General features: G+C 64.9%; 1 protein-coding gene. It reads left to right on the top strand.

Features of this window, described 5'->3' with window-relative positions:
* A partial coding sequence (gene rplU / locus DBV35_RS29490) for a 50S ribosomal protein L21 (RefSeq protein WP_108663935.1) occupies window positions 1-279 on the top strand: 279 nt, incomplete at its 5' end.
* Window positions 280-362 lie beyond the last annotated feature (83 nt).

Genomic DNA, 362 nt, shown 5'->3' with positions numbered 1-362 from the left:
AAGCAGTACAAGGTGGCCGTCGACGACGTGGTCACCGTCGAGAAGCTCGACGGTGAGCCCGGCGCCGAGATCATTCTGCCCGCCGTGCTGCTCGTCGACGGCGACCAGGTGACCACCGACGCCAGCGGCCTCACCTCCGCGGTGACGGCCACCGTCGTCGAGCACACCAAGGGTCCGAAGATCCGGATCCACAAGTTCAAGAACAAGACCGGGTACCACAAGCGCCAGGGGCACCGTCAGCCCCTGACGAAGGTCCAGGTCACCGCGATCGGCAAGTAAGGAGCCCGCGTCATGGCACACAAGAAGGGTGCGTCCAGCTCCCGTAACGGTCGCGACTCCAACGCCCAAGATCGGAAGAGCGT

The organism is Acuticoccus kandeliae (genome assembly GCF_003073115.1).
This window is presented reverse-complemented; position numbering and strand designations above follow the sequence as displayed.